At 66.7% G+C, this 21,244-nt stretch carries 18 protein-coding genes; all 18 read right to left on the reverse strand.

The features are described from left to right. Positions 1–4 precede the first annotated feature (4 nt). The 18 genes from BLT40_RS16575 to BLT40_RS16660 all read right to left on the reverse strand — a co-directional run bounded on the left by BLT40_RS16575 (position 5) and on the right by BLT40_RS16660 (position 21,244). Positions 5–1,666 carry a ShlB/FhaC/HecB family hemolysin secretion/activation protein gene (locus BLT40_RS16575; RefSeq protein WP_090355016.1) on the reverse strand — a complete coding sequence of 554 codons (1,662 nt, stop codon included), beginning with the start codon at positions 1,664–1,666 and terminating at the stop codon, positions 5–7. Between the two features lie 83 nt (positions 1,667–1,749). Next, positions 1,750–3,306 carry a collagen-like triple helix repeat-containing protein gene (locus BLT40_RS16580; protein WP_090355017.1) on the reverse strand — a complete coding sequence of 519 codons (1,557 nt, stop codon included), beginning with the start codon at positions 3,304–3,306 and terminating at the stop codon, positions 1,750–1,752. 387 nt (positions 3,307–3,693) lie between these two features. After that, positions 3,694–3,999, reverse strand: a complete 306-nt coding sequence (locus BLT40_RS16585; protein ID WP_176167735.1) for an STAS domain-containing protein — start codon at positions 3,997–3,999, stop codon at positions 3,694–3,696. A gap of 11 nt (positions 4,000–4,010) precedes the next feature. Then, on the reverse strand, positions 4,011–5,192 hold the full coding sequence (locus BLT40_RS16590; protein ID WP_036114832.1) for a methyl-accepting chemotaxis protein: 1,182 nt from the start codon (positions 5,190–5,192) through the stop codon (positions 4,011–4,013). Positions 5,193–5,208: 16 nt separating this feature from the next. Beyond that, positions 5,209–6,348 (reverse strand): protein-glutamate methylesterase/protein-glutamine glutaminase, encoded by a 1,140-nt coding sequence (locus BLT40_RS16595; RefSeq protein ID WP_036114835.1) that lies wholly within the window; start codon positions 6,346–6,348, stop codon positions 5,209–5,211. A gap of 87 nt (positions 6,349–6,435) precedes the next feature. Beyond that, positions 6,436–7,095, reverse strand: coding sequence for a chemoreceptor glutamine deamidase CheD (gene cheD / locus BLT40_RS16600; RefSeq protein WP_051943858.1), 660 nt, complete (start codon positions 7,093–7,095; stop codon positions 6,436–6,438). After that, on the reverse strand, positions 7,092–7,967 hold the full coding sequence (locus BLT40_RS16605; RefSeq protein WP_036114839.1) for a CheR family methyltransferase: 876 nt from the start codon (positions 7,965–7,967) through the stop codon (positions 7,092–7,094). Before BLT40_RS16605 ends, cheD begins: the two co-directional genes overlap by 4 nt. 3 nt (positions 7,968–7,970) lie before the next feature. Further along, complete coding sequence (locus BLT40_RS16610; protein ID WP_090355020.1) at positions 7,971–9,689, reverse strand: methyl-accepting chemotaxis protein; 1,719 nt, start codon at positions 9,687–9,689, stop codon at positions 7,971–7,973. Positions 9,690–9,773: 84 nt separating this feature from the next. Next, positions 9,774–10,289, reverse strand: a complete 516-nt coding sequence (locus BLT40_RS16615) for a chemotaxis protein CheW (RefSeq protein WP_036114845.1) — start codon at positions 10,287–10,289, stop codon at positions 9,774–9,776. 378 nt (positions 10,290–10,667) lie between these two features. Further along, positions 10,668–12,650 carry a chemotaxis protein CheA gene (locus BLT40_RS16620; RefSeq protein WP_090355022.1) on the reverse strand — a complete coding sequence of 661 codons (1,983 nt, stop codon included), beginning with the start codon at positions 12,648–12,650 and terminating at the stop codon, positions 10,668–10,670. A 50-nt stretch (positions 12,651–12,700) separates the two neighbouring features. Further along, positions 12,701–13,063, reverse strand: coding sequence for a response regulator (locus tag BLT40_RS16625; protein WP_036114852.1), 363 nt, complete (start codon positions 13,061–13,063; stop codon positions 12,701–12,703). Positions 13,064–13,073: 10 nt separating this feature from the next. After that, the gene (locus tag BLT40_RS16630; RefSeq protein WP_090355025.1) at positions 13,074–13,391 is read right to left on the reverse strand and encodes an STAS domain-containing protein; all 318 of its coding nucleotides are present in this window, start codon (positions 13,389–13,391) and stop codon (positions 13,074–13,076) included. A gap of 82 nt (positions 13,392–13,473) precedes the next feature. Continuing rightward, entirely contained in the window at positions 13,474–14,511 is a 1,038-nt protein-coding gene (queA, locus tag BLT40_RS16635; RefSeq protein ID WP_090355027.1) for a tRNA preQ1(34) S-adenosylmethionine ribosyltransferase-isomerase QueA, read from the reverse strand. 64 nt (positions 14,512–14,575) lie between these two features. Continuing rightward, on the reverse strand, positions 14,576–16,954 hold the full coding sequence (locus tag BLT40_RS16640) for a hypothetical protein (protein WP_090355029.1): 2,379 nt from the start codon (positions 16,952–16,954) through the stop codon (positions 14,576–14,578). Beyond that, on the reverse strand, positions 16,951–18,171 hold the full coding sequence (locus BLT40_RS16645; protein WP_090355031.1) for a DUF3142 domain-containing protein: 1,221 nt from the start codon (positions 18,169–18,171) through the stop codon (positions 16,951–16,953). Before BLT40_RS16645 ends, BLT40_RS16640 begins: the two co-directional genes overlap by 4 nt. A gap of 117 nt (positions 18,172–18,288) precedes the next feature. After that, positions 18,289–18,891: a response regulator transcription factor gene (locus tag BLT40_RS16650; RefSeq protein WP_036114856.1), complete on the reverse strand. Its 603-nt coding sequence runs from the start codon at positions 18,889–18,891 to the stop codon at positions 18,289–18,291. Beyond that, entirely contained in the window at positions 18,888–20,024 is a 1,137-nt protein-coding gene (locus BLT40_RS16655) for a sensor histidine kinase (protein ID WP_090355033.1), read from the reverse strand. The genes BLT40_RS16650 and BLT40_RS16655 overlap by 4 nt, the downstream gene beginning before the upstream one ends. Next, positions 20,021–21,244 (reverse strand): sensor histidine kinase, encoded by a 1,224-nt coding sequence (locus BLT40_RS16660; protein WP_081996477.1) that lies wholly within the window; start codon positions 21,242–21,244, stop codon positions 20,021–20,023. Before BLT40_RS16660 ends, BLT40_RS16655 begins: the two co-directional genes overlap by 4 nt.

A 21,244-nucleotide genomic window follows, 5' to 3' on the forward strand; every position in this document is an offset into this window, starting at 1 on the left:
GCCGCTACATCAGCTTGTAGCTGAAGGTGAGGTTCCACCGGGTCTTGCGGTCGTCGCTTTCCGGGGGACGGTCGCCCGTCGGCCTGGCCAGAGCGAAATCCAGGGAGTAGTGCTTGTTGTCCGACACGCGCACGCCAACGGCCGCCGAATCCAGCTTGTCGATCAGCGGACGTGAGCCATTGAGGTAGACGCGAGCGGTCTGGTAGACCAGATAAGGCACCACGGACTTGATCCACTTCGTACCGGAGACAAAGCCGCGATTGACCTCGGCCGACGCCGCCCAGCCGCTGTCCCCCGCGGCATCGCCCGGGTCGTAGGCATAGGCGTAACTCGGGCCGCCGAAGTTGATCTGCTCGGTCGAGGGCAAGGCGTTGTCGCTGTACTGGCCGGTCCCGCGAACCACGGTACCGAACTTGTGTTTCCACTGCTCCGACCAGGCGAAGTTCATGGTGTAGTGGGTGAAGCTGACGTCGGGGGTGGATATCGCCAGCGGTCCGTTGTTGCTTACCGCACGCGAGTACGCACCCATGCCGGCGAAGCCATGCGCCGCCGCAATGCTGAACTGCCCGGTGCGCTGCGTGCCTGCCTGAAGCCATGCCAGTTCCGCGTTGAGTACCCGGATGCTGGACTGCAGCGCCACCATCGCACCATTGTCCGTGTTGCGATAACGATCGTCCTGTCTGGACGCATAAATGCCCATCGTGAGGCTCAGCCGCCGGGTATTGGTCAGCACGATGGGGTAGACGGTGGAGAGCGCCAGACGATCCTGCGTCAGCCGGTGATCGAGATACGCCGGCAACTGGTTATCGGTGTCGGGGGAGCCCCAATAGCGGGTCGCATCGATCTTGCCCTGCCAGCCTTCCGAGCCGAACGGCTCCATATAACCGAGCGAATAGAGTCGCTGCCCTCCCCCGTTCGGGAACAGCGTGGACAGGCTGAGCTGCTCACCGAGCGGTGTCGCTCCGTTTTCCAGCAGGGTGAAGACACCCTGCGCGCCAGGATGGTTGAAGTCCATACCGTAGTTGACGTCGTAGCGCTGGCGTTTGGCGACGAGCTCGAGCTTCGTCGCGCCATCCGTCGTCGTCGGCGGGGGGACGTTGGCACCGACCGTGAGCCCGGGCAGTTGCCCGAGCAACTGGGTATAGCGCTCGAAGGTCTCCTGCCGCAGCGGACGCTCGCCGACGACGTGCGATGCGATGGCGCGGACGCGTGAATCCATGTTGCCGGTGTCGCCGGTCACGCTGACCTCGGAGACGTAGCCTTCGACCACCGCGATGTGCACGACGCCGCCGGCGAAGCTCTGGTCCGGCACGAAGGCGAACGACAACGCGTAGCCGGCCTGCTTGTACATCGCCGTGACACGGTCGGCCGCGGCGATCAGTTCGCGCACCGAGGTGTCCTTGCCACGCATGGGTGCGAATTCCGCCGCGACTTTCGCGAACGGAATGGACCTGACACCGGTCACGTCGAAACGCGTCGGTGTCAGGTGGCTGGCGAGCAGAGCTTCCATAGCCTGCGTGGGCGCTTCCACGTTGACCTTCACGGGCGCCTGCTTCGGCGCTTCCGTTCGGGGAAGGGTCTGCAACGGATTGGCAGGGGCGCGGACCTGCCCTTGCGCGGAACACACGACGGTCATGCCAAGAAGGCACCCGAACCATCGATTCATGGACTTTCCCCTGATTTTTTTCCATGTTGCTACGACAACGGGCGGCGCGTGTGCGCCGCCCGTTTTTCCCACGCTTTCAGTTTTCAGCGGTTGCCACCACCCAGCAGGCCTCTGAGGCCGAGCTTCGGGTTGTCGTTGTTGTTCTGCAACGCACCGCCGGTGAGGCCACCGACCAGACCGCCGACCGAGCTGCCCACGGTATTGGTCACACCGGCCAGCGCATTGCCGAGGCCTGCCGAACCCGTCGAGCCGCCACCTGCGGTGGCACCCACGCCAGTGGCGGCGGCCACGGTGTTGACGACCGTGCTGACGCCGCTTGTCACGCCTGACAATGCGCCGCCGCCAGAGACCGCCGCCGTGGCGCCGTTGCCGACGGTGGTGACCGTATTGCCCAGACCCGTGGTAACGGGCGCCAGCGGAGCGAGCGCGCCGGTGCCGAGACCGGAGACCGTGGCGCCCACGCCGGATACGCCACTGGTCACACCCGCGAGCGTCGTGCCGACCGTGTCGCCTGCGCCAGTGCCCGCCTTGCCCAGGCCGTTGGAAAGCCCGCTGCCGATCGGAGCCAGCGCCGCTCCCACGTTCTGTACCGCCGTTCCCGCTGTCGTGGTGAGGCCACCGGCCGCGCCCGGTGCCTGCACCGCGGCGATACTGGCGCCCAGGGCACTGACGCCCGTGCTCGTGCCACTGACAAGATTGCCGCCGCCCGTACCGACCGCCGCGACCAGGTTGCCCGAGTTGATCGGCGACGCGCTGTCACCCAAAGCCATCGCAACCGGCGTGACGACATTGCTGAGCGTTTGCGTCAGCCCATTGGCCGAGTTGGAATTGAGCGCGCCACCCAGCGACGAACCGAGCTGCTCGACGCCCGTGCCGACCATCGAGACCGCCGTGCCGACCGCCGCCGTGATCGGGGTGATCGGCGTGCCCGCGCCCACCGTGCTGACACCGCCACCCAGATCGTTCACCGCGCCGCCCACCTGGGTCACGACGTTGCCCAGCGTATCCGTGGTGGTACCGACCGGATCCGAGGTATTGCCGATCTGACCGAGACCGCTGGTCACGCCGTTGCCCAAAGTGGTAACCGCTCCACCAAGGCCATCGACAGCGTTACCCAGACCGTCCGTGAGGCCCGTGGTGCCACCCAGGACGCTCACGCCGGGAATGGTCGAACCGACGTCCGACACCGTGTTGCCGATGGCGGCAATGATGCCGCCAAGCCCCGACGCCGCGGTGCCCGCGGTGGTGCGAACGACCGGAGGAGGAACCGTACCGCCGCCACCGGTTCCGCCGCCGGTGCCACCGCCGGTACCGCCACCATCGCCGCCGCCGGTGCCGCCGGTGCCGCCGGTGCCACCCGCTCCGCCGCCGCCCGCTCCACCACCGCCGGTACCCCCGGTGCCTGCGCCACCCGTACCGCCGCCGTTGTCGCCGGTGCCGCCGGTACCTCCCGTGCCGCCACCGTTATCGCCGCCACCGCCGGTTCCACCTTGCCCGCTCGGATTGACACTGGTACCCGACCCGCCGCCGGAACGCGTCGAACCATGACCGCTGCATGCCGTCATCGACACCGCGCCTGCAAGCAGGCAGCTGACGAAGAAAGTACGGGTGAGAACCTTGCTGAATTTGTGCTCGCTCATGATTCACTCCTCGAGCGCACGGCGCTCTGGGTAGTGCCCCCTGCCATGTGGGAGCTGAACATCGAATGTGACCCACGTCACAGCCGGTGAATTCATGAGACTCGCAGGCCCGGTGCCGAAATACGCAAAATTGGCGGATAAATGGGCATCTTCGACGCGATTTCGGCCAAATGTCGACGGGTGCCAAAGCCACGACGCGCTGGATCGAGCGAAACGCTAAATTCGTGTAAGCGGCGTTTTTTCCGTCGGAAAATCGGCTGGCGGATGGGGGAAGCGACGTGTTCTTCGTCGGGCTCGGCTTCGCCGTCGCAATTCACCGGGCCACAAAAAAACGCCCCGGCAAGCCAGGGCGTTTCCGTGAAACCGAAGCCGGTCTTTGAGCCGCTTTTAGTGCACGGTGAAAAGCTTATCGAAGCCAGCGATGCGCAGCGTATTACGCAGGTCGGCACCGGCGTTGACGATGCGGATCTCGGCGCGGTCGCCGCCGGCGTGCTCGCGCAGAAGCATCAGCATGCCCAGCGCGGAGCTGTCCATGCTGGTGACCTGCTCGAGGTCCAGCACGTAGCTGCGGGCCGCTGCCACGTCGCCCAGGCAGGCATCGTGGAAGGCACGATGGATGGAGAAGTCGAAGCGCTCGCCCAGGTGCAGGGTCAGGCAGCCGTGATCGGTATCGTTGTGGACGTTGATGGCCATGGTGTCTTCCCTCAGAACAGGTCGATGTCGCCGGCAGCCATCGACTGCTGGAGGGCGGGGCCGCGGGCACGCAGGCGGGCGCGTTCACGCTGTTCGGCCAGTCGCGAGCGGACGCGCTGGGCGCGGGCGCCGAGCTCGGACGGATCGGACGGCGCGCAGGCGAGTTCTTCGATGTCACGCGTGCAGTCGGCGGTGATTTCCTGCAGCTCGACAAGACGCGAGCGCGTCTGGTGCAGCAGCTGGCTGAGGATATCCTCGAACTGCAGCGAGCGGATGGTGGTCGAGACGTCCGTGCCGAGGCCGCGGTTGATCATGGCCGCCTCGTCCGCCGCGGCGCTGGTGCGCTGGTTGGACTCGGTGATGGTCGACATCATCTGGTCGATGTCGCCCTTGGCGGACAGCGCCACGTTCATGTCCTGCGAGGCCATGTGGCCGACCAGCTCGCGCAGCTGTTCCATCGCGGTGCGCGAACGCTCCACGTGGGTACCGATCTTTTCGTTGAACTGGTTGCTGTGCTGGGCGAGGTTGCGGATCTCGCCGGCCACCACCGCGAAGCCGCGGCCGGACTCACCGGCACGTGCCGCTTCGATGGCCGCGTTCAGCGCCAGCAGGTTGGTCTCTTCGGCGATCGTGTTGACGTTCTTCAGTAGCGCGAACACGGCGTCCATTTCCTTCGCCATGCCGTCGATGCGGTAGACGATGCGCAGGCTCTCGCGCGACAGCTGGACGATCAGGCCGACGAAATGCTCGAGCAGTCCGGCGGTGCGATCGGCGAAGTCCTGCACCGAGATGCCCTGGCCGCCGCTTTCGATGATCTGGCTGAGCAGCTTCTGCTGCTTGCCGGTCTTGTGCGACAGGCCGTTGAAGCCGCCGCCCAGTTCGGCGACCGCGTCGCGGACCAGGTCGAGTGCCTGATGGAGTTCGCGGCTGGCGTGACCGAGCTCGTCGACGATGGCGCTGCGAACGTCTTCCATCGCTTCGCGCACGGACGCTTCGTCGTTGGATGCCGTCGAGCTGAGCACGACCTCGACGTCGGGCAGCGGTGCGGGCACGAGGCTGATCGCGATCCAGGTGGCCGTCAGCAGCGCCACGACGACCGGGGCGACCCAGGCGGCGTGGAACACCAGGACGGTGACCAGGGCGATGGCACTGGCGATGAAGCCGATGCTGCGTTCGTTCTTGGGATTGACCATGATGACGTCTCGTTCTTCAGGTGCCGACGCGCGCGGCGGCGGAAACGGGGGTTTGGGCGAGCGCGAGCAAGCGCGCGGCGATGGCGTCCAGCGGCAGCATCTCGCTGGCGGCACCGGCTTTCCAGGCGGCACCCGGCATGCCCCAGACGACCGAACTGGCTTCGTCCTGGACCAGCGTGGGTGCGCCGATTTCTTTGAGTTCACCGAGGCCGCGTGCACCGTCATCGCCCATGCCGGTCAGCAGCACGCCGATGGTGGCGGCGCCGACGCTGGCGGCCATGGAGCGGAACAGCACGTCGACCGCCGGCTTGTGGCGATTGACCGGGGGGCCGTCGTGCAGACGACACACGTGCCTGGCTCCGTCCCACATCACGAGGAGGTGCTGGCTGCCCGGCGCGATGTACGCGTGGCCAGGCTGGATCGGCTGCCCGTCGCGGGCCTCGCACACGCGCATCGCCGAGCAGGTATCCATGCGCGCGGCGAACGGACCGCTGAACGCTGCCGGGATGTGCTGGGTAATGACGATGGGTGGTGCGGTCGGCGGCATGGCCGCGAGCACCACACGAATGGCTTCGGTACCGCCGGTGGAGGCACCGATGGCGATGATGCGCGTGCCGCCACGGCTGCCGGCGGTCTGTGCGCGCGGCAGCACCGCGTCGGCGGAAAGGCGCGGCGGCACTTCGAGGCGAGCGGCGTCGTGACGCGGTTCGTGGCGCGGATGATCCAGCTGCATCACCTCGGAGCGCTCGCGCGGCTTGGCGCCGGCGGCAAGACGAACCTTGGCGCAGATCTCCGGCGCGTGCTCCATGAAGGTGTTGGCGAGGTCCGCCGACGGCTTGGTGAAGAAGTCGATGGCACCGAGTTCGAGCGCGCGCAGCGTGACGTCCGCGCCCTTCTCGGTCAGCGTCGACACCATCACCACCGGCATCGGACGCAGGCGCATCAGGTTTTCGAGGAAGGTCAGGCCATCCATGCGCGGCATCTCGACGTCGAGCGTGAGCACGTCGGGATTGAGCTGCTTGATCTTCTCACGCGCGATCAGCGGGTCCGCGGCGGTACCGACCACCTCGATGCCCGGATCGGACTCGAGCATGGTCGACAGCACCTTACGCACCAGGGCCGAATCGTCGACGATGAGAACGCGTACTTTCTGCATGGGCTCTGGCAACTCGGGTGGCGTAACGTCCCTGTCGGTGGACCGACCGGCACTGAATGTCTTGAGGAAAGCTTTCCGCGCGGCGCGTCAGAAAAGCTCCACCTCTCCCTTTATCGGATCGTCAGCCAATCGCTTGAGGTATCGTTTCTCGCGATCGGCAAGATTGTTGTCGTGTGCGGCACGCAGCTGGCGCACACGCACCTTGCCGCTGACCGGGAAGAACTGCACCTGACGCGGGTAGATGTCGCCGACGTCGGCCGCGCAGAGGCGCAGCTTCTCGGTGGCGATATAGCGCTGCACGAAGGCGATATTGCGCTGACCGATATCGGTCATGGTCGCCAGCACACGCCCGCCGCCGAAGATCTTCACTTCGAGATCGTCACGACGGCCGCCGGCTTTCAGGATCGAGTTGATCAGCTGCTCCATCGCGTCGTTGCCGTAACGCGCGGCACGACCGACGGTGGAACTCCAGCTGTCACGCTCGCCCGCGGGCTCGGGCAGCATGAAATGGTTCATGCCGCCGATGCGCTGTTTCGTGTCGCGCACGCAGGCCGACACGCACGACCCCAGTACGGTGGAGATCATTTCTTCCTGCGTGCTGACGTAGTATTCGCCAGGCAGAATCTTGACCGTCACCACTTCCTGCGCGGGATCCCAGAACCGGCGGACGTGTTCGAACCCCGGCAGCACACTCTTTGGATCGAAGCCGACGAACGTGCGTGGCAGGGTCGCGAACGCGTCTGTCATGTGCGTTTCCGATAAACGGTTCGACCGATGAGGTCGAAGTCTTCGGACAGTCCGTACATGGATTCCGAGTGACCGAGGAAAAGGTAGCCGCGGCTTTCCAGCATGCCGGCATAACGGGAGAACAGGCGCTGCTTGGTCGGCTTATCGAAATAGATGACGACGTTGCGGCAGAAAATGGCGTCGAACTTGCCCTGCATGGGCCAGTCGTGAAGCAGGTTGAGCGGCTGGATGGTGACGAGCTCGCGCAGGCGCGGGTGCACCTGGGCGAAACCGTCGAACGAACCCTCGCCGCGCAGGAACCAGCGCTTGCGACGCGCTTCGCTCACGCCCGTCAGGCGGTCGACCGGGTAGACGCCCTTGCGTCCGAATTCCAGCGCCTGCGGTGACAGGTCGGTCGCGAGAATCTTCGCGTCGATGTTGACGCCCATCCGCTCCATGGCCTCGGCCAGCACCATGGCGATGGCGTACGGTTCTTCGCCCGTGGAGCAACCGGCCGACCAGATGCGCAGGCGTCCACCGTTGCGCTTTTCTTCAAGCCAGCGTGGCAGGAGCTCGTCCACGAGCAGGTCGTAATGGTGCATCTCACGGAAGAACGAGGTGACGTTGGTGCTGATGCAGCTGGCCAGTTCACCCAGTTCGCCGTCCGGATCGCGACGAAGCAGATCGCAGTACGCCGAGAAACCGTCGAGGCGAAGCGTGCGCAGCCGGCGGAGCAGACGCCCCTGGACCAGCTGGCGCTTATGCTCACCGAGCGAGATACCGCAATGCTGAAGCACGAAGTCGCGGAGGAAGGCGAAGTCCGCGTCGCCCAGGCTCGGGCCCGCTGCGCTCGCCGGTACGACGCTGTCGCCGTTGTTGACGAGCGCGTTCATCGATCAGAACTCCTTCCACACGCCGGAGTCGGCCGACTCGGCGGGACGCGACGGTCGCGCGGGGGCGGCCGGCGTGCTGCGCACCGCGGCGAACACCGTTTCCATCTCTTCCTGCGTGGCGTCCTTGCGCGGCGCCCTGGCGGCCGGCGCGGAAGCCACGGTACCGGTGACCTGGAAGAACGACACCTGACGGCTGAGCTCGGTCGCCTGCTCGTGCATGGCGCGGGCGGCAGCGGCGGATTCTTCCACCAGCGCGGCGTTCTGCTGGGTCATTTCGTCCATCTGCAGCACGGCGTGGTTGACCTGGTCGATACCGGCCGACTGCTCGGAGCTGGCGGCGGCGATCTCGGCGACGATGTCGGTCACCTTCTTCACGCTCTCGACGATCTCGGCGAGCGCCTTGCCCGACTGGTCGACCAGCTCGGAACCGGCCTTGACCTTGCTCGCGCTGTCGTTGATGAGGCCCTTGATCTCCTTGGCCGCGCCCGCCGAACGCTGGGCGAGGTTACGCACTTCCGTAGCGACCACGGCGAAGCCGCGACCCTGCTCACCCGCACGCGCGGCTTCCACCGCGGCGTTGAGCGCCAGCAGATTGGTCTGGAACGCGATTTCGTCGATGAGGCTGACGATGTCGGAAATCTTCTTACTGGAGCTGTTGATCTCGCGCATGGCGACAACGGTCTGGGCAACGACTTCGCCGCCCTTCTCCGCCTGCTCGCGTGCACCGCGGGCCAGCTGGTTGGCGTGGCTGGCGTTCTCGGCGTTCTGCTTGACAGTCGAGGTCATTTCTTCCATCGACGAAGCGGTTTCTTCCAGGCTGGACGCCTGTTCCTGCGTGCGCTGCGAGAGGTCGTCGTTACCGCGCGAGATCTGCTGCGCGGCGGTGCTGACCGACGAGGAACCGTGACGCACTTCGGTGACGATGGCGCTGAGGCGCTCGTCCATCGCGCGGAACGCGCCCTGCAGCTGGCCGAGTTCGTCCTGACGGGTGACCTGCACGTCGTGACCCAGCTTGCCTTCGGCGATCTGGTTGGCGACGTTCACGGTGACCGACAGCGTGCGGAGGATCGAGCGGATCACCAGCACGCCGATCAGCAGGCTGACGATCAGGCCGAGCGACAGCGCAATGATGCAGAAGGCACGGATCGTCTTGTACTGGGCTGCCTGCTTTTCGTAGATCGCCGCGGCTTCGTCGCGCTTGGCGGTGACCAGCTTGGCCAGCTGCGCCTGGCGATCCATGAGGATCGGGCGGACGGACATCTCCATGACGTCGAGCGCGCCCTCGTCACCCTGCTTGAGGGCGTCGAGCATGTCGTTCTTGGCCGAGTTGTACTCGTCGTTGGACGACTGCCAGCGGTCGTAGAGCTTCTTGATCTCCGGCGACATCGGCATCTTTTTGTAATCGTCCTTCAGCTTGGCCATCTCGTCCTGGAGCTTCTGGAACTCGGCAAGCTTCTGGTTGACCTGATCCTTCTCGGACACCTTCGCCGCAGCTTCACCCATGACCACGAAGGCCATCAGGGCGCGCGTGCTCACCTGGCTGAGCATCTCGGACGGAACGAGTTCTTCTTCGTAGACCTTGCGCAGGCCTTCGTTCTGAAAGTACATGGCGCCGAGGCCGACGGCGGCGCCGCCGATCAGCATGACGCCCAAAAGACCGAGCACGCCGTAAAGGCGTCCACGGACGGTCAGGGCGGGCATCTTGAACTTGAACTTATTCATTGCGATTCCAATCGGCAAAGTGCGGCAGTGGCAAACCGGGCATCTCACGCCACGGCGACCGAAGCCGCCACGGCGCCTCTACGCTCAGGCGACGGCTTTGACGTCGGTGGAAGCCAGCGCGGCTTCCAGCATCTGGGCGTCCTGCGGCTGCAGGAGACGGTCGACGTCGAGCAGCAACACCATGCGCTCGCCGACGGACGTGAGGCCCTTCAGGTATTCGGTATCGACGGTGGTGCCCATGTCGGGAACCGGACGGATGCCGCCGGGAGCGACCTCCACCACGTCGGAGACGGCATCGACCACCACGCCGAACTGGCGGCCGTTGACCATGACGATGACGGTCACGGTGGTGGCGGTGTATTCCTCGCGCGCCAGATTGAAGCGCAGGCGGAGATCGAGCACCGGCACGATCGCGCCGCGCAGGTTCAGCACACCCAGCACATAGGACGGTGCCTGCGGGATGCGCGTCACCGGTGTCCAGCCGCGGATTTCGCGGACGGCGAGAATATCCACCGCGTATTCCTCGTTACCGAGGTTGACGGTCAGGTACTGCGCGGCCTCGTCGGACGCGTCGATGGCGGTATTGGCTGCTTGATTCATGTCGTTCCCACGGCGGATCGGATCGGCGGTTCGGGACCCCTTCCCTTGGGGTATCGGCTATTCCGGTGGGGACTTGAGGGGGAATTTTGCGGTGCCGCATCCGGTGGGGAGTGCGGCGGGATGGGGAGCCGGAGGGTGCCGCTTCATCGCTTTGTGGGTTTTTCGCGCGCAGGGCGCGCTCCTACCAAGGGGGGTACCGCATGGGGCACCGCGCGGGGAGACCGGGCGGGGGTAACGCATGGGGCCGGACGGGGGCACCGCGCATGGGGTACAGCACGGGGGCACCCCGCGAGGTTGCCGAACGGGGTACCGCGCGGCGGGGATGGCCGGCTGTTGTAGGAGCGCGCCTTGCGCGCGACCCCGTTCAACCCACGGCGATCAGGCCGCCTTGCGACGCGCCTGCAGACGCACCAGCCCGGCCACGTCGGCGATCAGCGCGACGGAGCCGTCGGCCAGAATCGTCGCGCCGGAGATGCCGGTAACCCGGCGATAGTTGGCTTCCAGCGACTTCACCACCGCCTGCTGCTGGCCGATGAGTTCGTCGACGAACAGACCGATGCGACTGCCCTCGCCTTCCACCACGATGACGATACCGTCGTCGATGGCACGGCGCTGACCGGCGCAGCCGAACGCGTCGAACAGCCGCACGATGGGCAGCCAGTGATCGCGGAAGCGGAACAGCTCGCCGCCGCCCGCCACGCTGCGAATCGCATCCGGCTTCACCTGCACGGATTCGACGATGGAAACCAGCGGCACGATGTAGGTTTCTTCACCCACCGCGGCCGTCAGGCCGTCGATGATCGCGAGCGTCAGCGGCAGCGTGATGGTGAAGGTGGTGCCTTTGCCCTGCACGCTGCGGATACTGACCGTACCGCCCAGGTCCATGACGTTGCGACGGACCACGTCCATGCCCACGCCACGGCCCGAGAGGTCGGTCGTGGCGGCGGCGGTGGAGAAGCCCGCTTCGAAGATGAGGTCGGCCACGGCGTCGTCGGACATGTGATCGCCCGAGGCGATGATGCCGCGCGAGACCGCCTTGGCGACGATGGCGTCGCGGTTCAGACCCGCACCGTCATCGGCCACTTCGACCACGATGGAACCGCCGCGGTGGAAGGCTTCCATGCGCAGCGTGCCCGTATCGCCCTTACCAGCGGCCTGGCGTTTAGCCGGTACTTCGAGGCCATGGTCGATCGCGTTGCGGACCAGATGCACCAGCGGGTCGCCGATCTTCTCCAGCACCGTCTTGTCGAGTTCGGTAGTTTCGCCGCGCATGTCGAGCACGACTTTCTTGTCCAGCTTCTGCGCGAGGTCGCGGACCAGACGCGGGAAGCGGTTGAACACCGTGCTGATCGGCAGCATGCGGATGCTCATGACGCTTTCCTGCAGTTCGCGCGTATGGCGACCCAGCTGGGCCAGCCCCTGGCGGAACATTTCCAGCTGCGAGGCGTCCACACCGTCGTTGAACTGGGTCAGCATCGACTGCGTGATGACCAGTTCGCCGACGAGGTTGATCAGGGTGTCGATCTTTTCGATGCCGACGCGAACCGAGCTGGCCTCGCTGTTGACGGCGGGCTCGCGCACGGCACGGGAGGCGGCCGGGACCGCGGCCACGGCGGCAACCGGTGCGGCGGCGACCGGAGCGGCCGCCGCGATGCGCGGCGTCGCCGTCAGCTCGCAGTCGCCATCGACCCAGTCGAATACACCTTCGACGGCGGCACGCTTGGCACCGGCGGCGAGATGGAGTGTCCAGCCGAGGTAGGACGATTCGGCGTCCATATCGGCCAGCGCGGGAAGCTTGCTCGCGTCGCAGGTGACCGAGAGCGGGCCCATGGCCTCGAGCTCACGGAACATGCGCGCGGGATCGTTACCGGTCTTGAGCAGGTAATCGAACGGACGGAACGCGATATCCCAGCCTTCGATCGCCTCGACCGGCGCGGCGGCCTTGACCGCCACCGGTGCCGCCACAGGCGCACCGGAGACCATCGCCGAGAGCTCGGCCAGCAGGGCCTGGCTCTCCGCCGTGGCGGCCGGCTGGCCCGCCATCGACAGCGACAGCATGTCGCGCACGGTATCGCCCGAGCGCAGCAGCAGTTCCACGACGGCCTTTTCCATCGGACGGCGGCCGCTGCGGACCTCGTCCATCAGGTTTTCGGCCACGTGGGTAAACGCCGCCACATCGGTGAAACCGAACGTGGCCGCGCCGCCCTTGATCGAGTGGGCGGCACGGAACACGACATTGATCAGTTCCGGATCCTCGGCGCCTTCGTCCAGCGCGAGGAGCGCCTGCTCCATGGCGTCGAGACCGTCGAGGCTCTCTTCGTGAAACGCCTTGTGGAATTGCGCCAGATCGACTTTGGACATGGAAGTAACCCTGGATTACCGGAACTTGAGGAAGAGCCGTTTACGAAGAATCAGCCGAGCACGCGGCCGACGGTGGCCAGCAGCTGCTCCGGATCGAACGGCTTGACCAGCCAGCCGGTCGCGCCGGCCGCCTTGCCTTCCATCTTCTTTTCCGGATTGGACTCGGTGGTCAGCATGAGGATCGGCACGCCACGGTAGTCCGGACGGGTGCGGATCTCGCGGACCATCGTGATGCCGTCCATCACCGGCATGTTCACGTCGGCCAGGATCAGGTCGAACTTGTGCACGGCAGCCGAATCGAGCGCCGCCTGGCCGTTATCGGCCTCTTCGACGTCGTGGCCGGCGCCACGCAGGGTGAAAGCAACCATGCTGCGCATGGAGGCCGAGTCGTCTACCGCAAGAATCTTAGCCATCGAAGCACCTTCAGTTCACGCCGGCGCGAGCCGGCAGTTCAATCAAACCGTTGAGACCCAGCACGGCTACGCCGCGCTGGAGGGGGTCGCTGACGCCCGTCCAGGTGACCGCATGCCCCGCCGCCTTTGCGTCGCGGGAAAACGCGGCGAGCAGCTGCAGGGCGGCGGTGTCCACCTGGGCCACCGCGCCGCCGTCGATGTCGACCGAGCCGCCGGTGGCGAGCGCCGCCAACAGGGTATCGCGCAGCGCAGGCGCCGCGGCGATGCGCAGGTCGGCATCGAGCGTGAGCGGCGCGCTGGTCGCGTCTTTGGAGGATTTCTTCGCCATCGTCCGTACCGTGGGTGGGTCGTTCGATGGGCTTATCGGCCCAGCCGGGCAAAGCTTTAGGCCAGGGCGGCTGCCTTGCCGCTTATGCGGGCGTCGCTGCCGGGTAGATCAGCATCGCGTCGCCGTAGGAGAAAAACCGGTACCGCTGGAGCACCGCATAGCGATAGGCGTCGAGGATCGTTTCCTTGCCGGCCAGCGCCGAGACCAGCATCAGCAAGGTCGACTGCGGCAGGTGGAAATTGGTGATCAGCGCGTCGACGCTGGTGATCTTGTAGCCGGGGAAGATGAAGATCTGGGTCTCACCGGCGAAGGGGCGAAGCACCCCTTCCACCGTCGCGCTCTCCAGTGCGCGGACTACCGTCGTCCCCACCGCGATGACCCGACCGCCCGCGGCGCGCGTCGCACGAATCTTCTCGACCAGCGCCGCGCCCACGTTCAGCCACTCGCGGTGCATCACGTGGTCACGCACGTCGTCGGCGCGCATGGGCTGAAACGTGCCGGCGCCCACGTGCAGCGTCACGTAACCCATATCGACGCCCACGTCGCGCAGGCGCTGTAACAGGTGCTCGTCGAAATGCAGGCCTGCGGTAGGTGCCGCGACCGCACCGGGCTCACGAGCGAACACGGTCTGGTAACGCTCCATATCCGACTGATCGGCGGTGCGCTCGATGTAGGGCGGCAGCGGCATCTCACCCAGACGCGACAGCAGGCGCTCCAGCGGTTCTTCGGACTCGAAGCGCAGCAGGAAGAATTCGCCTTCCCGGCCGAGCACCGTGATCATGCTGCCGTCGGCCAGTTCGATCCTGCCGCCTTCCTTCGGTTTCTTGCTGACACCCAGCTGCGCCCGGGCCTCATGGGCTCCGGTGACACGCTCGATCAGGATCTCCACCGCGCCGCCGGACTCCTTGCGGCCATAAAGGCGTGCCGGCAGGACACGGGTATCGTTGAACACCAACAGGTCGCCCGGGCGCACCATTTCCGGGAGTTCGTCGAACTTACGGTCCTTTTTGCTGCGCGCGGCGACATCGACCACGAGCAGCCGACTGCCTGAGCGCCTGGCCAGCGGGGCCTGGGCGATCAGGTCGGGCGGGAGTTCGAAGTCGAAATCGGATTTCTTCACGGCAAGGGCAGCATCGGGTAACGGGTGGGGATTATCGCCCACACCCGCCTCGGGGGCGACCTCGTCAGACGCGGGGCTTCCGTCGACGCCGGACGATGACCCAGCCGAAGCCTGCGGCAACGAGCGCCAACACGATGATTTCGGTGATCAGATGCTTACGAATGAAGTGTTTGACCGCCCTCACCTGCTGCGCACGCTTGAGTTCCCGAGCCCGATCGAAATCCGGCTGCTCGCACGTCCGACCGAAGTCGTCGGCCCATTCGACGTACGGGCCCTGCTTCACGTAACGCGCGTAGTAAGCCTCGGCGCGACGCTGACGTTCGCTGACCGGTTTGCCTGCCTCGCCCTCTTCCGGCTCGTCGTAACCGGGCGGACCGTCGAGCATCCATTCTGCGGCGACGCACAGGCTCGCGGCGAAGGCCTGGGAGCGCGGCGGCAGCAGGTCGGCGGCGGATACGGCTTCATCGGCCGCGACGTAACGGTAATGGAAGCGCTGGTCGGGTTGCGCCGTGCTATCCGCGAAGCGCTGACGCTCCCCGCCGGTTACCAGGTCGCCCTTCAGCGTCGCCGCCGTCTGGCCGCTGCCGCCCGGGTAGCTGCCGCCTTCGTCGCGATAGTCCGGGCCCTGCTCGTAACCGAGCAGTTCCATGCCGTGCTCGCGGGCGATCCTCGCCGCCGCGAAACGCGCCTCGGCCTTGCCGATATCGGTCCAGCGGTGATCGCCATCATGCAGGTCGCCGGCGTAGGCCTTCGCGGTGGCGCGCAGGTCGACCTCCGCGTAACGCTTGTCCACACCGCTGGGGAAATACGTATAAGCATCGTCGAAACGACCGGCACGCATCAGGCGACGCGCGAGCATCCAGCGCAGGCGATCGCCCAGCGTGAGCGAGTACGGCGACGCGAGCGCAGCATCTTTCTCGTCGGCCTTCGGCGCGGGCGTCGCCGTGGGCGCGTTCGTATCCACGAAGCTCTTCAGTTCATCGACGGTGAGAACGCGCTCGCCGATGTACATCGTGTCGTTGCCGTAGCCTGCGCCGACGCCCTCGCCATCTTCGCCATAAACGTTGCCGTCGCCACCGACGGCGGTGGAAGCCTCGTACATGCGCGTCATCGCTTCGACGTAGTCGCCGCGGGCCAGCGCGAGCACGCCGCGTTCGCCCATCAGCTGGTGCACGCTGGCGGGCTCGAGCGCGGCCTTGGGATCGTCGGCGCGAGGGAAGGCCTTCGCCGCCTCCGCATAGGCCCCGGCGGCCGCGTTGCGATCGCCGGAGCGCAATGCCAGCTTGGCGCGAACCCAGGCGGCGAGCGGACCGTCCGCGTGCGCAACGAGTTTCCCGGCGTCGTCGTACCTGCCCAGCGAGTACGTCAGCGAGGCCAGGCGATCCGCCGCGGCGACCTTATCCGGCGCCACCTTGCCGATGGCATCGATGAGCGCGCCGAGTGTGGGGTCGGGCTGGCCGTCGGTCGTCTGAGGGGTGACCCGAGCCAGCGCGTAGGTAACGAGCAGGCGCTGTGAGATCGGACCGTCGACGAGTGCCTGCGCCTGCTCCGGCACGGCGAGGACCGCGCCGGCCAGGGCGGCAAGCGATTCGACCGCGATGCCGGAGCCGTGACCGGCTTGCGCTGCGTACAGCGCGATCGCGTGTTTGAGATCGGCGGCCGGGATATCGGCGATGCAGCCGTCGCCGCTGACCATCTCGGCCCAGAGGCAAGGTTTCCCACCGGCATACAGGCTCTGGCGTGCCTCTTCACCGAAACTGGCGACCGCCAGGCCCTGAGCATCCGAGGCGCCGGCGAGCACGCGGGCACGCGTGTCCTGGAAGGCCTTCACCGCCGCCGCGCGTTCGGCGGCGAACGCGGGCGTACCGAACGCCTTGCCAGCGCGCAGCGCGTGAACCTCGCCGAGCATGTAAGCCGCCCACGCGCCGCGCGCTTTTGCCTGGTCCGGTGCCAGTGCCGCCACCGCTTCGAACTGGCCCTGAGCCTTGGCGAGCGCGTCGCCGTCGAAGTCGGTGCAGAGCGGCCGGCCGGCGACGTCCGGATAGTTGACCTCCGGAGCCTCCGGGCAGTCGGCCACCGCGTGCTTCCAGTCGACGGCGCCGGCCACGTAGCCGCGCACGTCCTGAGGGAGACCCTCTCCCGCGACGAAGGCGTCCGCGCCGCTCGCCGATGCCATGAGCGTTTTCACCCGCTCGGCCTGATCCGGCGGAAGATCGGGCTTCGTATCCGGTTCGCCGTAGCGGCTGGCTTCGACCGCGACCAGCGAATCGGTCGACGGCAGCAGATGGGCGGCCTCGAACGCGAACGTGTTCTGCGGCACGGCCGCCAGAGTGGCGGCGCGGTCGTCCAGCATCTGGGACGGGAACCACGGGCCGCAGGCCAGGGCGACCGCGCCTGCCAGAGCCAGCGCCGTGCCGACGGCCAGCGAATGGGACTTCATCATGAAAGCGGCGCTCCTTCAGCGCGGATGGATAAGGTGACGGGCGAACCGGCCGGGCAGCGCGCCCAGCCGATCGGCCGCTGAACGTGTGCGGGCAGTGGACGGGCTTGCCGTGAAACGAGTTCGAGGCCGTCGTCGGTGCGACGTACGACATATCCGTCGACACCATCGGCGACATCGCAGCCATGCGGAAGCCGCACGGCGACGGGCGCGACGGCGTCGATACCGCCGGGGTTGTCGATGAGCACGTCGGCGGCCGCGTCGCCGGTGCCGGGACGAAGCGTGGCGCGCAGCGCCGGTGCGTCCAGTTTTCCCGTCACCACGCCGCGCCATGTGGCGAGGCTCCAGGCACGCGTGTCCTCCGGTGTCGGAAGGCGGAACCACGTCACGCCGACCAGACCTGCCGGCCGGGCGCGAGCGAGTCGGTCGACCACCCCGCGCACCGCGACGGGTGAGGCGTAGAGTTCGGAAGCGATGGCACCCGCGGCGCGTGCACCCTGCTCGCTTTCGACCGCGAGCAAGGTGCCGTCGGCGTTCCAGCTCACCCGGGACCCATACGTGGGCAGGGCGACCCGGAACGGCTTATGGGTATGTCGGGCGAAGTCGTCGATCCATCCCATCGCCACATCCGGATCGAACAGACCCGCTTGCGGTGCCTGCACGGCGTGGACCTGCAGGACGGACTCGTCGGGCACCGCGAGCACGGTGTCGAGCTCGGGTGACCCTATCCAGGTGGGAAGTGCGGTGATCGATAGTGGCACGCCGCCAAGTTCGCCTTTCAGATGGCGCAGAAAGCTGGCATAGGCCGGCAGGCGCGCCGTGGGGCAGTCGTAGTCGATCTCGACGCCCGCCGCTGTCGCCGTCGTTTCGCGCACGAGCGTGACCACCCGGGACACCAGAGACGCCTCGTCGAAACGCGAAAGACGGCCGTCGATACGCACCACGAACACCACCGGCCGTCCGGTGGCGGCCAGCGCGGCGCGATCCGGGGTGAAAACATGAAAGCTGCCGTCGTTGTCGGCCTGTGCGACCAGTACGCGCCAGTCGCGAACCAGATCCGCCGAGGAGGCCACGGACTCACGCAGCGAAGGGGTCCACTGACGCTGCCAGATGTAGGCGTCGTGGGTGAGTGGCGCGGACGGGTGGGTGCAGGCGGACAGAAGCGTCCACAGCGCCAGAGCGATCGCCGGACGAAGACGCGCAGACCTCGACCTGTTCATGCGTGTGTTCGCGAGCAGGCTCGCTCCTACATTGGGCCCTGAGTGCCGCCGCATGCGAGTGGATCTCCGTGACGCCGGCTGGCGTGGGCAGGTGCATTCTACCCGGCGGATCGCCTCTCAGAGCCACCCTTTTTGGCGGGCCAGGCGGTAGGCCTCGATCCGGTTCGCGGCGCCGAGTTTACCGATAGCTTCTGACAGGTAATTCCGAACCGTGCCGTGGGACAGGTTCAGCTGCGTACCGATGTCGCTGGCCGACTGCCCCTCCCCGGCGAGGCGAAGGACCTGCCGTTCGCGATCGTTCAGCGGGTCGGCATCGGACCAGGCTTCCAGCGCGAGCTGGGGATCGATGGCGCGACCGCCGCGATGCACGGTGCGCAAGGCATCGGCCAGGTTCTCCGCCGGTGCGTCCTTGAGCAGATAGCCACTGACGCCCGCGTCGAGGGCACGACGGAGGAAGCCCGGACGAGCGAACGTCGTCACGATGACGACCTTGATCGGCAGCTCATGCCGGTGCACCCGCTGCGCGATCTCCAGCCCGGTCAGCCCGGGCATCTCGATGTCGGTGACCAGCACATCGGGCTTCAGACGCTGGAGCTCGCGCCAGGCCGTCTCACCATCGGCGGCGGTACCGAGCATTTCGATATCGGATTCCAGGTTGAGCAGCGCCGACAACGCGCCACGTACCATCGCCTGATCTTCCGCAAGGAGTACCCGGATCATGCGGAGCGCTCCAGCAGGCTACGGGCGCGTGGCAGGTCGATCGCGAGCAGCGTGCCCTGGCGCGCCGGGGACTCGATGGCCAGCCGGCCACCGATCCGCCGGATGCGTTCGCGCATGCCCGATACGCCGTTGCCATGGGCCGCCAGTCCTCCGCAGCCGTTGTCCGTGATGCGCATCGAAAATTCCTCTCCATTCCGGGTAATGACGACACGTGCCTCGGTGGCACTCGAATGTCGGTGAATATTGGTGACGGCCTCGCGCAGGACGAGGGCCAGTTCGGCCTCCGCCGTGGGCGCGAGATCGAAGCGATCGGGTAGCTCGGCGGACAAGGCGATACCGGACGCCTCCAGCATGACGCGTGCGGAAACGATTTCCCCGGCGAGATCGCCGGCACGAAGACCGGTCACCGCGCTGCGAACCTCGGCCAGTGTATGCCGCGCGACGCGCTCGACTTCCTCCATTTCCTGCTGCGCCCGCACCGGATCGGCCAGCGCGAGACGCTTCGCCAGCTCGGACTTGAGGGTGATCAGCGACAACGTATGGCCCAGCAGATCGTGGAGGTCGCGCCCGATGCGCTCGCGCTCGGCCAGCGTGGCGAGACGCTGCACCTCGTCCTGCGAAAGCCGCAGCGCCGCATCGCGGCGGGCGCCGCGCACGTAGAGGTAGTTGCCGCAACCTGAGATCAACCCGGCGGCGAACACGATCGATACATGGAGAAAAGGGATGCCGAAGGCGAACGCCCAGGTCAGGGTCATCGCCGTGGCGGCCAGCGTGCCCACCAGCCAGAACCACGGTCGACGGGCGTACGCCAACAGGGACACGCCGAGCACGACGTAGCCCAACGAGATGGGATTGACCAGCCACAGGACGAAACCGAGTGCGACGATGGCAGCGGCGTAAAACGGCAACCGGCACAACGGGCCGATGAAAACGCCCACCGTACAAGCCACGTAGACCACGATCGAGGCAAGTGTCGGCGCCATCCACGACCACTGAAAACCGTGGACGGCCAATGGCCCCTGGACCAGGCCGATCAGCCAGAACATCTGCACGCCCGCCTGCCAGCGCAAGTAGGTCGGGGAACGGAAACTCGCCAGCAGCGAATCCGGGTGGGTAGCCGGCCAGTACTTCATGACGCGAGACGCTGGTTACCGGGCAGCGCGCCCGGCAGTTCGCCACGAGGCGGCGTCACCAGACGGTCGCCGGGGTTCAACGGGACCGTGATGCGCACGCGCGTGCCGGCACCGCGAGCCGACTCGAACGAAAGCGTGCCCCCCAGCTTGCGCACGCGCTCGCGCATGCCGCAGATACCGTTGCCTTCATCCGATACGCCACCCTTACCGTCATCGATGACGGTGAGTACCAGTTCCTTGCCGTGCACCTCGACGCGCGCTTCGGCGATCGACGCACGCGCGTGACGATGCACGTTGGTGACCGCCTCGCGCAGGACGAGAGCCAGCTCGGCTTCGATCCGCTCGGAAAGGACGGGCAGTTCGGTGGTGTACTCGAAGCCGACCATCGACGCATTCAGCAGAAGACGCGCCGAGGCCAGTTCGGCGGCGATGCCCGAGGCGCGGATACCGGTGACCGCGGAACGCACCTCGGCGAGGGCATGCCGGGCCACGCGCTCGGCCTCCTCCATCTCGCGGCGCGCCGCCGCTTCGTCCTTGTCGAGCAGCCGGCGCGACAACTCGAGCTTGAGCGTGATGAGCGACAACGTATGACCGAGCAGGTCGTGCAGGTCGCGCCCGATGCGCTCGCGCTCGGCCATGGCGGCAAGGCGGCGGACCTCGTCATGCGACAGCTTGAGTTCCGCGTCACGCTGCGCGTTGTACCGGTAGATCACGTTGATCGAGCCGACACACAACGCAATGAAGGTGATGCCGGCGATGATCGCCGGAGGCCACGAATAGACGTACCAGCCCACGAGGACAAACGCACCGAGCACGCCGCCCATGCCACTGAAGGACCGTTTTGGCGAACCGTCGAAGCCGACCATCGCGCAGGCATAGATGACATAACAGCCCCCGGCGCTCGCATTGACCCCCATGACGGCAAAGCCCAGCAGCGCGGCCGCACCGCCAAGCCAGGGCGACCATCTCAGCGACCGCGTGTAACAGAGCGCATACAGGCCGAGGAACACCGGAAACGAAGTCGCCGTTACGAGCCACCAGTGCGGCGAAAGCGTCCTTGCGAACGCAAGATCGCCGAAGACGTAGACCGTCCAGACCAGATGAAACAGGCTGGCAACGCGCAGGCGCGGCTTGTCGCGGAAGCGATTCCAGAGCGAGTCCGGTGCTGGCGTGAACCACGAGCGGGCCATACGGGTATCCGAGGAAAGGCGTGGCGTCAT

Origin of the sequence: Dyella sp. 333MFSha (assembly GCF_900102405.1) — a bacterium.
In the GTDB taxonomy this organism is placed as follows: domain Bacteria; phylum Pseudomonadota; class Gammaproteobacteria; order Xanthomonadales; family Rhodanobacteraceae; genus Luteibacter; species Luteibacter mycovicinus.

Coding starts and splice junctions, on each gene's coding strand:
- BLT40_RS16610 (WP_090355020.1), bottom strand. CDS start 9,689: ATGAATAAGTTCAAGTTCAAGATGCCCGCCCTGACCGTCCGTGGACGC.
- BLT40_RS16585 (WP_176167735.1), bottom strand. CDS start 3,999: ATGGCCATCAACGTCCACAACGATACCGATCACGGCTGCCTGACCCTG.
- BLT40_RS16615 (WP_036114845.1), bottom strand. CDS start 10,289: ATGAATCAAGCAGCCAATACCGCCATCGACGCGTCCGACGAGGCCGCG.
- BLT40_RS16620 (WP_090355022.1), bottom strand. CDS start 12,650: ATGTCCAAAGTCGATCTGGCGCAATTCCACAAGGCGTTTCACGAAGAG.
- BLT40_RS16640 (WP_090355029.1), bottom strand. CDS start 16,954: ATGATGAAGTCCCATTCGCTGGCCGTCGGCACGGCGCTGGCTCTGGCA.
- BLT40_RS16660 (WP_081996477.1), bottom strand. CDS start 21,244: ATGACGCCACGCCTTTCCTCGGATACCCGTATGGCCCGCTCGTGGTTC.
- BLT40_RS16590 (WP_036114832.1), bottom strand. CDS start 5,192: ATGGTCAATCCCAAGAACGAACGCAGCATCGGCTTCATCGCCAGTGCC.
- BLT40_RS16650 (WP_036114856.1), bottom strand. CDS start 18,891: ATGATCCGGGTACTCCTTGCGGAAGATCAGGCGATGGTACGTGGCGCG.
- BLT40_RS16580 (WP_090355017.1), bottom strand. CDS start 3,306: ATGAGCGAGCACAAATTCAGCAAGGTTCTCACCCGTACTTTCTTCGTC.
- BLT40_RS16630 (WP_090355025.1), bottom strand. CDS start 13,391: ATGGCGAAGAAATCCTCCAAAGACGCGACCAGCGCGCCGCTCACGCTC.
- BLT40_RS16575 (WP_090355016.1), bottom strand. CDS start 1,666: ATGAATCGATGGTTCGGGTGCCTTCTTGGCATGACCGTCGTGTGTTCC.
- BLT40_RS16655 (WP_090355033.1), bottom strand. CDS start 20,024: ATGAAGTACTGGCCGGCTACCCACCCGGATTCGCTGCTGGCGAGTTTC.
- BLT40_RS16595 (WP_036114835.1), bottom strand. CDS start 6,348: ATGCAGAAAGTACGCGTTCTCATCGTCGACGATTCGGCCCTGGTGCGT.
- BLT40_RS16605 (WP_036114839.1), bottom strand. CDS start 7,967: ATGAACGCGCTCGTCAACAACGGCGACAGCGTCGTACCGGCGAGCGCA.
- BLT40_RS16645 (WP_090355031.1), bottom strand. CDS start 18,171: ATGAACAGGTCGAGGTCTGCGCGTCTTCGTCCGGCGATCGCTCTGGCG.
- cheD (WP_051943858.1), bottom strand. CDS start 7,095: ATGACAGACGCGTTCGCGACCCTGCCACGCACGTTCGTCGGCTTCGAT.
- BLT40_RS16625 (WP_036114852.1), bottom strand. CDS start 13,063: ATGGCTAAGATTCTTGCGGTAGACGACTCGGCCTCCATGCGCAGCATG.